Origin of the sequence: Arthrobacter sp. NtRootA1 (assembly GCF_019976975.1) — a bacterium.
Lineage (GTDB): Bacteria > Actinomycetota > Actinomycetes > Actinomycetales > Micrococcaceae > Arthrobacter > Arthrobacter aromaticivorans.
This window is the reverse complement of the sequence record NZ_AP024630.1, coordinates 125,102-139,869: the sequence shown is the minus strand read 5'-3', so window position 1 is coordinate 139,869 and position 14,768 is coordinate 125,102. Positions and strand designations below refer to the sequence as shown.

The 14,768-nt window shown below is 56.8% G+C and carries 3 protein-coding genes and 6 rRNA genes; 3 read left to right on the top strand and 6 right to left on the bottom strand.

Features of this window, described 5'->3' with window-relative positions; genetic code table 11:
* Positions 1-2: 2 nt before the first annotated feature.
* Positions 3-857, top strand: coding sequence for an alpha/beta hydrolase (locus LDN90_RS00670; RefSeq protein ID WP_223947521.1), 855 nt, complete (start codon positions 3-5; stop codon positions 855-857).
* Positions 858-919: 62 nt separating this feature from the next.
* Positions 920-1,753 carry an alpha/beta hydrolase gene (locus tag LDN90_RS00665; RefSeq protein WP_216922761.1) on the top strand — a complete coding sequence of 278 codons (834 nt, stop codon included), beginning with the start codon at positions 920-922 and terminating at the stop codon, positions 1,751-1,753.
* Between the two features lie 109 nt (positions 1,754-1,862).
* Here LDN90_RS00665 and rrf (LDN90_RS00660) read toward each other — a convergent pair.
* From rrf (LDN90_RS00660) to LDN90_RS00650, 3 genes are all read right to left on the bottom strand, one after another.
* Positions 1,863-1,979: ribosomal RNA gene (rrf, locus tag LDN90_RS00660) — 5S ribosomal RNA — on the bottom strand.
* Positions 1,980-2,131: 152 nt separating this feature from the next.
* Positions 2,132-5,275: ribosomal RNA gene (locus LDN90_RS00655) — 23S ribosomal RNA — on the bottom strand.
* A 571-nt stretch (positions 5,276-5,846) separates the two neighbouring features.
* A 16S ribosomal RNA gene (locus LDN90_RS00650) occupies positions 5,847-7,368 on the bottom strand.
* 493 nt (positions 7,369-7,861) lie between these two features.
* Between LDN90_RS00650 and LDN90_RS00645 the strand changes: the two genes are divergently transcribed.
* The gene (locus LDN90_RS00645; RefSeq protein ID WP_223947520.1) at positions 7,862-8,455 is read left to right on the top strand and encodes an HhH-GPD-type base excision DNA repair protein; all 594 of its coding nucleotides are present in this window, start codon (positions 7,862-7,864) and stop codon (positions 8,453-8,455) included.
* A 476-nt stretch (positions 8,456-8,931) separates the two neighbouring features.
* Here the strand turns inward: LDN90_RS00645 and rrf (LDN90_RS00640) are convergent.
* From rrf (LDN90_RS00640) to LDN90_RS00630, 3 genes are all read right to left on the bottom strand, one after another.
* Positions 8,932-9,048, bottom strand: a 5S ribosomal RNA gene (gene rrf / locus LDN90_RS00640).
* 153 nt (positions 9,049-9,201) lie between these two features.
* Positions 9,202-12,345, bottom strand: a 23S ribosomal RNA gene (locus LDN90_RS00635).
* A gap of 571 nt (positions 12,346-12,916) precedes the next feature.
* Positions 12,917-14,438 (bottom strand): 16S ribosomal RNA (locus LDN90_RS00630).
* The 16S, 23S and 5S rRNA genes sit together here, the layout of an rRNA operon.
* Between the last annotated feature and the right edge of the window lie 330 nt (positions 14,439-14,768).

Below are 14,768 nucleotides of genomic sequence, written 5' to 3'. Positions count from 1 at the left end.
CGGTGAGGGAACGCGACATCAGAACGCACGACGGCGGCAAACTCGCCTTGTACAGCTACGGCGCGGAAGACGCACCCGGGGAGCGCCGTGTGGTCCTGATCGGCGGCGCATTCCTCACAGCCCTGATCTATCGGCCCTTTTCCGTCGCCCTCGCGAAGGGCCTCGGCGATGGGTGGGCCGTGGACGTCTACGACCGCAGGGGCCGCGGCAACTCCAGCGATCAACCCCACAACTACTCCATGGTCACGGAAATTGCGGACGTGCGCACCATCATGGATGCCACCGATGCGAGGAACATCCTCGGGCACAGCCTGGGCGGGTCGGTGGCCCTCAACGCTGCGCAGGCGTTTGCCGGCACGCACCACCAACCGGACAGGCTTGCCGTGTACGACGCCGCCGTGAACATCGACGGAAGCATGGACACGGATTGGATGGCCGGCTTCGAGGACTCCGTGAACAAGGGCAATATCAACCTCGCCCTTGCCCGCATGAAGCGGGGCATGCATCCGGGAAGTGCTTTGGCCCGGATCCCTGAACCTGTGCTCGTGGGCCTCATGGCCGTGGTTTCGCGGACCAAAGTCAACACGATGTTCCGTGAACTCCTGCCATCCGGCGTCGGAGAACTCAAAGCTGCCTTCGACGCCACGGAAACTCCGCGCGATTTCTCCGTTCTACCTCCCAGCACCCACTTCATGGTGGGCAAGAAGAGCCCGCAGTACTACAAGGTAACTGCAGCTCGCTTGCACGCCGCTGTGCCCGGAAGCACCCTTGAGATATCGCCAAAGGGCTTCCATGGCTCCGTTCCAGCCGCCGTGAAGGAACTCGTGATGGACATCTCGGATTACTTCAAAAGCTGATTGTTGTCCACATAGCGTCCAGCATGCTGCCGGCGCTCAGGTGGCTCGGTTAGGCTCAAGACATGACGCGCGAGATCATCACCACAACGGACGGCGGACACCTCGAAGTATTGACTACGGGCGGTGGCCTGGCAGCTGCAGGCTCCGGCATCGTGGTCGTGCCTGCCTCAATGGTGACAGCCTCCGATTACACACGTTTCGCACAGAAACTGAGTGAGTCCCTTGGCCGGCCTGTCCATACCTTTAACCGCCGTGGACGCGGTGAATCCTCTCCGCAGCCCGAGGACTACACCCTCGAAGCCGACATCCGGGATCTTGACTCTGTCATGAAACACACGTCCAGCACGGACGTTTTCGGGCACAGCTTCGGCGGCGCCGTCGCACTGCATGCGGCGCGGACCTTACCGGTTGAGCGACTCGCAGTTTACGATCCCGCCGTCTCGGTCAACCACAGCGTCAAAGCCGATTGGACGCCGGAATATGAACGCGCGACGGCGGCAGGAGACTACGATCGCGGCCTCGCCGTACTCATCAAGGGAGTAGAGACCGGTGGGGCCTTCGCTCGCATGCCCCTATCCATGTTGACACTCGCCAACAAGCTGACCGCAGGAACACCCATGGGCAAGCAGATGCGGGAACTGATGACGTGCGGAGTCCGCGAAATCAAGGCTGTGATAGCTGCGGATATGCCCGCAGAGCCATTCCTGGAGCTGCCCCTTGAAACGCTGATCGTGGTCGGCGAGAAAAGCCCCGCATACTTCGGTGTGGCATGCGGCCAGATCCACGACGTCCTATCCGGCTCGAGTTACACCATCCTCCCTGGGTTCGGGCACGATGGCCCCAACAAGGCGCCCGACAAGCTCATCGCAGAATTGTCTGAGTTCTTCTCGGGCTAAGGAGTTTCACACCAGCGTAGGCTTGCCCACGTTGGTGTGTTTGGTGTGTCGTTTGAATGTGGGAGACCCCCCGACCCGGTGTGGGTTGGGGGGTCTCGACCTAATGTGTGTCCGGCGGTGTCCTACTCTCCCACACCCTCCCGGGTGCAGTACCATCGGCGCTGTGGGTCTTAGCTTCCGGGTTCGGAATGGGACCGGGCGTTTCCCCCACGCTATGACCGCCGTAACCTTGTTACCCGTCCCCGTGTGCCGGTTTGTGGTTCCGGTTGGGGGTGGGAAGTCTGTGTGGTTACAACTTTGTGGTGTTGTTATTCAGTTGTTGGTTCCTGGAACGGTTGTTGTTCGGGAACCACATAGTGGACGCGTGCAGTGTTGTGTGTGGTGTAAGTTGTTGGCCTATTAGTACCGGTCAGCTTCACGAGTCTTTGGTCCTCGCTTCCACATCCGGCCTATCAACCCAGTGGTCTGGCTGGGGGCCTCTCACACAAATTGTGTATGGAAATCTCATCTTGAAGCGAGCTTCCCGCTTAGATGCTTTCAGCGGTTATCCCATCCGAACGTAGCTAATCAGCGGTGCACTTGGCAGTACAACTGACACACCAGAGGTTCGTCCGTCCCGGTCCTCTCGTACTAAGGACAGCCCTTCTCAAATTTCCTGCGCGCGCAGCGGATAGGGACCGAACTGTCTCACGACGTTCTAAACCCAGCTCGCGTACCGCTTTAATGGGCGAACAGCCCAACCCTTGGGACCTACTCCAGCCCCAGGATGCGACGAGCCGACATCGAGGTGCCAAACCATGCCGTCGATATGGACTCTTGGGCAAGATCAGCCTGTTATCCCCGAGGTACCTTTTATCCGTTGAGCGACGGCCATTCCACAATGTACCGCCGGATCACTAGTCCCGACTTTCGTCCCTGCTTGAGATGTCTCTCTCACAGTCAAGCTCCCTTGTGCACTTACACTCGACACCTGATTGCCAACCAGGCTGAGGGAACCTTTGGGCGCCTCCGTTACTTTTTAGGAGGCAACCGCCCCAGTTAAACTACCCATCAGGCACTGTCCCTGACCCGGATCACGGGCCGAAGTTAGATGTCCAAAGTGACCAGAGTGGTATTTCAACGATGACTCCACCCGAACTGGCGTCCGGGTTTCAACGTCTCCCACCTATCCTACACAAGCCACTCCGAACACCAATACCAAACTATAGTAAAGGTCTCGGGGTCTTTCCGTCCTGCTGCGCGTAACGAGCATCTTTACTCGTACTGCAATTTCGCCGAGTTTATGGTTGAGACAGCGGGGAAGTCGTTACTCCATTCGTGCAGGTCGGAACTTACCCGACAAGGAATTTCGCTACCTTAGGATGGTTATAGTTACCACCGCCGTTTACTGGGGCTTAAATTCTCAGCTTCGCCCGCAAGGGGCTAACCGGTCCTCTTAACCTTCCAGCACCGGGCAGGAGTCAGTCCGTATACATCGTCTTGCGACTTCGCACGGACCTGTGTTTTTAGTAAACAGTCGCTTCCCCCTGGTCTCTGCGGCCCACACCCGCTCACGGAGAGCACGTCTCCATCACGGGGCAGGCCCCCCTTCTCCCGAAGTTACGGGGGCATTTTGCCGAGTTCCTTAACCATAATTCTCTCGATCGCCTTGGTATTCTCTACCTGATCACCTGTGTCGGTTTGGGGTACGGGCGGCTAAAACCTCGCGTCGATGCTTTTCTTGGCAGCATAGGATCACCGGATCCCCCCAAACGGGAGTCCCATCAGATCTCAGGATCGTGCTCGAAGCACACAGGAACGGATTTGCCTATCCCTGACCCTACATCCTTGGACCGGGGCAACCATCGCCCGGCCCGGCTACCTTCCTGCGTCACACCTGTTAATACGCTTACCTCCCGGGATCAGGTCCCGCGCTCGGCCAAAACCCACACACCACAAGGGTGGGCGGGCAGGCTCCGGGCGGTTAGTATCCCCCGCTTGGCATGGGCGGTTTTTCGCCGGTACGGGAATATCAACCCGTTGTCCATCGACTACGCCTGTCGGCCTCGCCTTAGGTCCCGACTTACCCAGGGCAGATTAGCTTGACCCTGGAACCCTTGATCATTCGGCGGACGGGTTTCTCACCCGTCTTTCGCTACTCATGCCTGCATTCTCACTCGTGTAGGCTCCACCGCTGGTTTCCACCGCGACTTCACTGCCCACACGACGCTCCCCTACCACTCCACACCCCTGAACCACGAAGGCTAGGGTACCGTGTGAAATCCACAACTTCGGCGGTGTACTTGAGCCCCGCTACATTGTCGGCGCGGAATCACTTGACCAGTGAGCTATTACGCACTCTTTCAAGGATGGCTGCTTCTAAGCCAACCTCCTGGTTGTCTTCGCAACTCCACATCCTTTCCCACTTAGCACACGCTTAGGGGCCTTAGTTGGTGGTCTGGGCTGTTTCCCTCTCGACTATGAAGCTTATCCCCCACAGTCTCACTGCTGCGCTCTCACTTACCGGCATTCGGAGTTTGGCTGACGTCAGTAACCTTGTAGGGCCCATCGGCCATCCAGTAGCTCTACCTCCGGCAAGAAACACGCAACGCTGCACCTAAATGCATTTCGGGGAGAACCAGCTATCACGGAGTTTGATTGGCCTTTCACCCCTACCCACAGCTCATCCCCTCCATTTTCAACTGAAGTGGGTTCGGTCCTCCACGACGTCTTACCGTCGCTTCAACCTGGCCATGGGTAGATCACTCCGCTTCGGGTCTAGATCACGCCACTACACTCGCCCTGTTCAGACTCGCTTTCGCTACGGCTACCCCACACGGGTTAACCTCGCGACGTAACACTAACTCGCAGGCTCATTCTTCAAAAGGCACGCCGTCACCAGAATCAGACTGGCTCCGACGGATTGTAAGCACACGGTTTCAGGTACTGTTTCACTCCCCTCCCGGGGTACTTTTCACCTTTCCCTCACGGTACTGGTCCGCTATCGGTCATTAGGAAGTATTTAGGCTTATCAGGTGGTCCTGACAGATTCGCACGGGATTTCTCGGGCCCCGTGCTACTTGGGATCCTCTCCAGGCGGTACACAACATTACGGTTACGGGGCTCACACCCTCTCTGGCCGGCCTTTCAAGACCGTTCACCTATGCCTGCACTACACACCTCACCGGTCCGGCAGAACCAGTACGGAAAGTCCCACAACCCCGCCCATGCAACGCCCGCCGGCTATCACACATGAAACGGTTTAGCCTGATCCGCGTTCGCTCGCCACTACTAACGGAATCACTCTTGTTTTCTCTTCCTGCGGGTACTGAGATGTTTCACTTCCCCGCGTTCCCCCCACGCACCCTATGTGTTCAGATGCGGGTCACACAATCACCCTGCGGCGTTGTGCGGGGTTTCCCCATTCGGACATCCTGGGATCAACGCTCGGTTATCAACTCCCCCAGGCTTATCGCAGATTCCTACGTCCTTCTTCGGCTCCTAATGCCAAGGCATCCACCGTGTGCCCTTAAAAACTTGACCACACACAAACCAAACTTACGTTCAGTCATGCATCATCTATTCGAGAGAACCATGACCACAAGGGCCAGGTTCATTCATAAGAAATTGCTGTAAGAACACACACCCACCAACCCGAAGGCCGGCACAACGTGTGTGTCCTAGATGCTCGCGTCCACTATGTAGTTCTCAAACAACAACCCCGTCAACCACCCCCACCACCACAACCCACACCCAAAGGCGGGGCCGAACACGGCAGTGAAAGGACAGAAGCAGGAACAAAAGAAACACCAGAAGTGCCCCCCCTGCATTGCTGCAAAAAGGTCCTGTTGCCTCAGGACCCAACAGTGCGCCAAACACAACCCCCTACAACCACGCCCCGGCACGTTCCCAACACCACCACACCCCCACAGGGGACGCAGCAGCACCGTACTAACACCAGGACACAACCAGCAAGGCCATGCCAAAAAACATTTGATTTGTTGATATTCCACCCATGAGCACCCACCGCAGAACAAACGCCTGCGCAATGGGCAACACTGACAACCACCACCACCCCATGCAGGGCAACAGCAAGTTGTTAGCAGCTCCTTAGAAAGGAGGTGATCCAGCCGCACCTTCCGGTACGGCTACCTTGTTACGACTTAGTCCCAATCGCCGGTCCCACCTTCGACGGCTCCCCCCACAAGGGTTAGGCCACCGGCTTCGGGTGTTACCAACTTTCGTGACTTGACGGGCGGTGTGTACAAGGCCCGGGAACGTATTCACCGCAGCGTTGCTGATCTGCGATTACTAGCGACTCCGACTTCATGGGGTCGAGTTGCAGACCCCAATCCGAACTGAGACCGGCTTTTTGGGATTAGCTCCACCTCACAGTATCGCAACCCTTTGTACCGGCCATTGTAGCATGCGTGAAGCCCAAGACATAAGGGGCATGATGATTTGACGTCGTCCCCACCTTCCTCCGAGTTGACCCCGGCAGTCTCCTATGAGTCCCCGGCCGAACCGCTGGCAACATAGAACGAGGGTTGCGCTCGTTGCGGGACTTAACCCAACATCTCACGACACGAGCTGACGACAACCATGCACCACCTGTAAACCGACCGCAAGCGGGGCACCTGTTTCCAGGTCTTTCCGGTTCATGTCAAGCCTTGGTAAGGTTCTTCGCGTTGCATCGAATTAATCCGCATGCTCCGCCGCTTGTGCGGGCCCCCGTCAATTCCTTTGAGTTTTAGCCTTGCGGCCGTACTCCCCAGGCGGGGCACTTAATGCGTTAGCTACGGCGCGGAAAACGTGGAATGTCCCCCACACCTAGTGCCCAACGTTTACGGCATGGACTACCAGGGTATCTAATCCTGTTCGCTCCCCATGCTTTCGCTCCTCAGCGTCAGTTACAGCCCAGAGACCTGCCTTCGCCATCGGTGTTCCTCCTGATATCTGCGCATTTCACCGCTACACCAGGAATTCCAGTCTCCCCTACTGCACTCTAGTCTGCCCGTACCCACTGCAGAACCGGAGTTGAGCCCCGGTCTTTCACAGCAGACGCGACAAACCGCCTACGAGCTCTTTACGCCCAATAATTCCGGATAACGCTTGCGCCCTACGTATTACCGCGGCTGCTGGCACGTAGTTAGCCGGCGCTTCTTCTGCAGGTACCGTCACTTTCGCTTCTTCCCTACTGAAAGAGGTTTACAACCCGAAGGCCGTCATCCCTCACGCGGCGTCGCTGCATCAGGCTTTCGCCCATTGTGCAATATTCCCCACTGCTGCCTCCCGTAGGAGTCTGGGCCGTGTCTCAGTCCCAGTGTGGCCGGTCACCCTCTCAGGCCGGCTACCCGTCGTCGCCTTGGTAGGCCATTACCCCACCAACAAGCTGATAGGCCGCGAGTCCATCCAAAACCACAAAAGCTTTCCACCACCATGACATGCGCCAGATGGTCATATCCGGTATTAGACCCAGTTTCCCAGGCTTATCCCAGAGTCAAGGGCAGGTTACTCACGTGTTACTCACCCGTTCGCCACTAATCCCCCCAGCAAGCTGGAGATCATCGTTCGACTTGCATGTGTTAAGCACGCCGCCAGCGTTCATCCTGAGCCAGGATCAAACTCTCCGTTGAAAACAAAAAATCAAACAGACACAACCACACCCACCGGAAATAACGGCAAAACGCGGCTGCACAAAATTCGAAACCAGCTGAAAACCAGACCACCACACACGGGGGTGCGCAACGGCCCGGCCATAATTTCAACCAATCAAAAAACAATCGGCATCAACAAACTTGGCACACTATTGAGTTCTCAAACAACAGACCCCCCAAAACATCACCCCGCACAGCGCACCACAAAAGCAGCACACCCAACAAGGCCATTGGAAAAGAAGAGTTATTTTTGGCCGCCTACCGAACCGTACACACCTTCCGGCTTTCCGTTTCGCACCCGGCGACTCAGAAAACAATACACGCCCCACACCCCCAACGCAAATCCACCCCAACAACCACCCAACACACCCCCAAAAACCCCCGCCAGCCCGCCGTCGAACATCACTCCGTTCTTTCATCAGCCTGGCTAACGTGACCACTTCCGATGACGACCGCGCGCACTGGTGGGAGGATGGGACGCATGAAACTGCACATCACAGGAGATGCCGCCGCCGACCAGCTATTGAGCGACGATGCTTTCGCATTGCTGACCGGAATGTTGCTCGATCAACAGGTGACCATGGAGTCGGCATTTGCCGGTCCAGAGAAGATCCGTTCGCGCCTTGGGTCACTGGATCCTGGCACGATCGCAGACTACGACCCCGCAGGCTTCGTGGAGGTATTCAAAGAACGCCCTGCCGTACATCGCTTCCCAGGCTCCATGGCCGGCAGAGTCCAAGCCCTCGCCGAAACGGTACACCGGGATTGGAACGGAGACGCTGCGGCAATCTGGAGCAGCGGCAATCCCGACGGAGCTGAGGTACTTCGCCGGCTCAAGGCCTTGCCAGGGTTCGGGGAGCAGAAAGCGAAAATCTTCCTGGCCCTCCTCGGTAAGCAATGCGGCCTTCAAGCAAACGGATGGCGGGAAGCAGCTGGGCACTACGGCGAAGAGGGCTCATACCTCTCTGTTGCCGACATCGTGGACCCCGATTCCTTGGTCAAGGTTCGCGCCAGCAAGCAAGCGGCCAAAGCGGCGGCAAAGGCTTCTAAGACAACGAACGCCTAATCACTCCAGCGTTGACGGGTAGCTGTCGCGCGATCATGTCCGGCCTTCCAATTCCTCCAGCTTTTCCAGATGGGCGCTTTGGCCCGCCCCTAAGGCATATGGCTGCTCGAAGAGTATGGGTATGGAGCGGAACCGAGACGCCTAGGGAGGTAAACACGGACCCCAAGGAAGGCGCCGACTTCAAAGTCTTGCTTCGTCGGCTGCACACCTCACCCGTCAGTGATGAATTGGCCATGGACTCCAAAACCCGAATCTTCCCACCCGGGATGCGCCGCTAGCAGTGATGAGGCCTCGATGGATGGACAGTCGAACGTCAGTTAAAAAAGTGAAGGCCTCCATGGTGGTGGAGGCCTTTGTCTCGGGCTAAGGAGTTTCACACCAGCGTAGGCTTGCCCACGTTGGTGTGTTTGGTGTGTCGTTTGAATGTGGGAGACCCCCCGACCCGGTGTGGGTTGGGGGGTCTCGACCTAATGTGTGTCCGGCGGTGTCCTACTCTCCCACACCCTCCCGGGTGCAGTACCATCGGCGCTGTGGGTCTTAGCTTCCGGGTTCGGAATGGGACCGGGCGTTTCCCCCACGCTATGACCGCCGTAACCTTGTTACCCGTCCCCCTGGTGCCGGTTTGTGGTTCCGGTTGGGGGTGGGAAGTCTGTGTGGTTACAACTTTGTGGTGTTGTTATTCAGTTGTTGGTTCCTGGAACGGTTGTTGTTCGGGAACCACATAGTGGACGCGTGCAGTGTTGTGTGTGGTGTAAGTTGTTGGCCTATTAGTACCGGTCAGCTTCACGAGTCTTTGGTCCTCGCTTCCACATCCGGCCTATCAACCCAGTGGTCTGGCTGGGGGCCTCTCACACAAATTGTGTATGGAAATCTCATCTTGAAGCGAGCTTCCCGCTTAGATGCTTTCAGCGGTTATCCCATCCGAACGTAGCTAATCAGCGGTGCACTTGGCAGTACAACTGACACACCAGAGGTTCGTCCGTCCCGGTCCTCTCGTACTAAGGACAGCCCTTCTCAAATTTCCTGCGCGCGCAGCGGATAGGGACCGAACTGTCTCACGACGTTCTAAACCCAGCTCGCGTACCGCTTTAATGGGCGAACAGCCCAACCCTTGGGACCTACTCCAGCCCCAGGATGCGACGAGCCGACATCGAGGTGCCAAACCATGCCGTCGATATGGACTCTTGGGCAAGATCAGCCTGTTATCCCCGAGGTACCTTTTATCCGTTGAGCGACGGCCATTCCACAATGTACCGCCGGATCACTAGTCCCGACTTTCGTCCCTGCTTGAGATGTCTCTCTCACAGTCAAGCTCCCTTGTGCACTTACACTCGACACCTGATTGCCAACCAGGCTGAGGGAACCTTTGGGCGCCTCCGTTACTTTTTAGGAGGCAACCGCCCCAGTTAAACTACCCATCAGGCACTGTCCCTGACCCGGATCACGGGCCGAAGTTAGATGTCCAAAGTGACCAGAGTGGTATTTCAACGATGACTCCACCCGAACTGGCGTCCGGGTTTCAACGTCTCCCACCTATCCTACACAAGCCACTCCGAACACCAATACCAAACTATAGTAAAGGTCTCGGGGTCTTTCCGTCCTGCTGCGCGTAACGAGCATCTTTACTCGTACTGCAATTTCGCCGAGTTTATGGTTGAGACAGCGGGGAAGTCGTTACTCCATTCGTGCAGGTCGGAACTTACCCGACAAGGAATTTCGCTACCTTAGGATGGTTATAGTTACCACCGCCGTTTACTGGGGCTTAAATTCTCAGCTTCGCCCGCAAGGGGCTAACCGGTCCTCTTAACCTTCCAGCACCGGGCAGGAGTCAGTCCGTATACATCGTCTTGCGACTTCGCACGGACCTGTGTTTTTAGTAAACAGTCGCTTCCCCCTGGTCTCTGCGGCCCACACCCGCTCACGGAGAGCACGTCTCCATCACGGGGCAGGCCCCCCTTCTCCCGAAGTTACGGGGGCATTTTGCCGAGTTCCTTAACCATAATTCTCTCGATCGCCTTGGTATTCTCTACCTGATCACCTGTGTCGGTTTGGGGTACGGGCGGCTAAAACCTCGCGTCGATGCTTTTCTTGGCAGCATAGGATCACCGGATCCCCCCAAACGGGAGTCCCATCAGATCTCAGGATCGTGCTCGAAGCACACAGGAACGGATTTGCCTATCCCTGACCCTACATCCTTGGACCGGGGCAACCATCGCCCGGCCCGGCTACCTTCCTGCGTCACACCTGTTAATACGCTTACCTCCCGGGATCAGGTCCCGCGCTCGGCCAAAACCCACACACCACAAGGGTGGGCGGGCAGGCTCCGGGCGGTTAGTATCCCCCGCTTGGCATGGGCGGTTTTTCGCCGGTACGGGAATATCAACCCGTTGTCCATCGACTACGCCTGTCGGCCTCGCCTTAGGTCCCGACTTACCCAGGGCAGATTAGCTTGACCCTGGAACCCTTGATCATTCGGCGGACGGGTTTCTCACCCGTCTTTCGCTACTCATGCCTGCATTCTCACTCGTGTAGGCTCCACCGCTGGTTTCCACCGCGACTTCACTGCCCACACGACGCTCCCCTACCACTCCACACCCCTGAACCACGAAGGCTAGGGTACCGTGTGAAATCCACAACTTCGGCGGTGTACTTGAGCCCCGCTACATTGTCGGCGCGGAATCACTTGACCAGTGAGCTATTACGCACTCTTTCAAGGATGGCTGCTTCTAAGCCAACCTCCTGGTTGTCTTCGCAACTCCACATCCTTTCCCACTTAGCACACGCTTAGGGGCCTTAGTTGGTGGTCTGGGCTGTTTCCCTCTCGACTATGAAGCTTATCCCCCACAGTCTCACTGCTGCGCTCTCACTTACCGGCATTCGGAGTTTGGCTGACGTCAGTAACCTTGTAGGGCCCATCGGCCATCCAGTAGCTCTACCTCCGGCAAGAAACACGCAACGCTGCACCTAAATGCATTTCGGGGAGAACCAGCTATCACGGAGTTTGATTGGCCTTTCACCCCTACCCACAGCTCATCCCCTCCATTTTCAACTGAAGTGGGTTCGGTCCTCCACGACGTCTTACCGTCGCTTCAACCTGGCCATGGGTAGATCACTCCGCTTCGGGTCTAGATCACGCCACTACACTCGCCCTGTTCAGACTCGCTTTCGCTACGGCTACCCCACACGGGTTAACCTCGCGACGTAACACTAACTCGCAGGCTCATTCTTCAAAAGGCACGCCGTCACCAGAATCAGACTGGCTCCGACGGATTGTAAGCACACGGTTTCAGGTACTGTTTCACTCCCCTCCCGGGGTACTTTTCACCTTTCCCTCACGGTACTGGTCCGCTATCGGTCATTAGGAAGTATTTAGGCTTATCAGGTGGTCCTGACAGATTCGCACGGGATTTCTCGGGCCCCGTGCTACTTGGGATCCTCTCCAGGCGGCACACAACATTACGGTTACGGGGCTCACACCCTCTCTGGCCGGCCTTTCAAGACCGTTCACCTATGCCTGCACTACACACCCCACCGGTCCGGCAGAACCAGTACGGAAAGTCCCACAACCCCGCCCATGCAACGCCCGCCGGCTATCACACATGAAACGGTTTAGCCTGATCCGCGTTCGCTCGCCACTACTAACGGAATCACTCTTGTTTTCTCTTCCTGCGGGTACTGAGATGTTTCACTTCCCCGCGTTCCCCCCACGCACCCTATGTGTTCAGATGCGGGTCACACAATCACCCTGCGGCGTTGTGCGGGGTTTCCCCATTCGGACATCCTGGGATCAACGCTCGGTTATCAACTCCCCCAGGCTTATCGCAGATTCCTACGTCCTTCTTCGGCTCCTAATGCCAAGGCATCCACCGTGTGCCCTTAAAAACTTGACCACACACAAACCAAACTTACGTTCAGTCATGCATCATCTATTCGAGAGAACCACGACCACAAGGGCCAGGTTCATTCATAAGAAATTGCTGTAAGAACACACACCCACCAACCCGAAGGCCGGCACAACGTGTGTGTCCTAGATGCTCGCGTCCACTATGTAGTTCTCAAACAACAACCCCGTCAACCACCCCCACCACCACAACCCACACCCAAAGGCGGGGCCGACCACGGCAGTGAAAGGACAGAAGCAGGAACAAAAGAAACACCAGAAGTGCCCCCCCTGCATTGCTGCAAAAAGGTCCTGTTGCCTCAGGACCCAACAGTGCGCCAAACACAACCCCCTACAACCACGCCCCGGCACGTTCCCAACACCACCACACCCCCACAGGGGACGCAGCAGCACCGTACTAACACCAGGACACAACCAGCAAGGCCATGCCAAAAAACATTTGATTTGTTGATATTCCACCCATGAGCACCCACCGCAGAACAAACGCCTGCGCAATGGGCAACACTGACAACCACCACCACCCCATGCAGGGCAACAGCAAGTTGTTAGCAGCTCCTTAGAAAGGAGGTGATCCAGCCGCACCTTCCGGTACGGCTACCTTGTTACGACTTAGTCCCAATCGCCGGTCCCACCTTCGACGGCTCCCCCCACAAGGGTTAGGCCACCGGCTTCGGGTGTTACCAACTTTCGTGACTTGACGGGCGGTGTGTACAAGGCCCGGGAACGTATTCACCGCAGCGTTGCTGATCTGCGATTACTAGCGACTCCGACTTCATGGGGTCGAGTTGCAGACCCCAATCCGAACTGAGACCGGCTTTTTGGGATTAGCTCCACCTCACAGTATCGCAACCCTTTGTACCGGCCATTGTAGCATGCGTGAAGCCCAAGACATAAGGGGCATGATGATTTGACGTCGTCCCCACCTTCCTCCGAGTTGACCCCGGCAGTCTCCTATGAGTCCCCGGCCGAACCGCTGGCAACATAGAACGAGGGTTGCGCTCGTTGCGGGACTTAACCCAACATCTCACGACACGAGCTGACGACAACCATGCACCACCTGTAAACCGACCGCAAGCGGGGCACCTGTTTCCAGGTCTTTCCGGTTCATGTCAAGCCTTGGTAAGGTTCTTCGCGTTGCATCGAATTAATCCGCATGCTCCGCCGCTTGTGCGGGCCCCCGTCAATTCCTTTGAGTTTTAGCCTTGCGGCCGTACTCCCCAGGCGGGGCACTTAATGCGTTAGCTACGGCGCGGAAAACGTGGAATGTCCCCCACACCTAGTGCCCAACGTTTACGGCATGGACTACCAGGGTATCTAATCCTGTTCGCTCCCCATGCTTTCGCTCCTCAGCGTCAGTTACAGCCCAGAGACCTGCCTTCGCCATCGGTGTTCCTCCTGATATCTGCGCATTTCACCGCTACACCAGGAATTCCAGTCTCCCCTACTGCACTCTAGTCTGCCCGTACCCACTGCAGAACCGGAGTTGAGCCCCGGTCTTTCACAGCAGACGCGACAAACCGCCTACGAGCTCTTTACGCCCAATAATTCCGGATAACGCTTGCGCCCTACGTATTACCGCGGCTGCTGGCACGTAGTTAGCCGGCGCTTCTTCTGCAGGTACCGTCACTTTCGCTTCTTCCCTACTGAAAGAGGTTTACAACCCGAAGGCCGTCATCCCTCACGCGGCGTCGCTGCATCAGGCTTTCGCCCATTGTGCAATATTCCCCACTGCTGCCTCCCGTAGGAGTCTGGGCCGTGTCTCAGTCCCAGTGTGGCCGGTCACCCTCTCAGGCCGGCTACCCGTCGTCGCCTTGGTAGGCCATTACCCCACCAACAAGCTGATAGGCCGCGAGTCCATCCAAAACCACAAAAGCTTTCCACCACCATGACATGCGCCAGATGGTCATATCCGGTATTAGACCCAGTTTCCCAGGCTTATCCCAGAGTCAAGGGCAGGTTACTCACGTGTTACTCACCCGTTCGCCACTAATCCCCCCAGCAAGCTGGAGATCATCGTTCGACTTGCATGTGTTAAGCACGCCGCCAGCGTTCATCCTGAGCCAGGATCAAACTCTCCGTTGAAAACAAAAAATCAAACAGACACAACCACACCCACCGGAAATAACGGCAAAACGCGGCTGCACAAAATTCGAAACCAGCTGAAAACCAGACCACCACACACGGGGGTGCGCAACGGCCCGGCCATAATTTCAACCAATCAAAAAACAATCGGCATCAACAAACTTGGCACACTATTGAGTTCTCAAACAACAGACACACCCGGCACCAACCAAAACCCAAAGGGCCTCAGAATCGCTCCGGAGCAACTTTTCAAACTTACCCGATTCGACCGCATGAAGCAAATCGCGCTCGGGCCCCCAAGCCAGTTCAGAGGCACACAAAGCACCACCG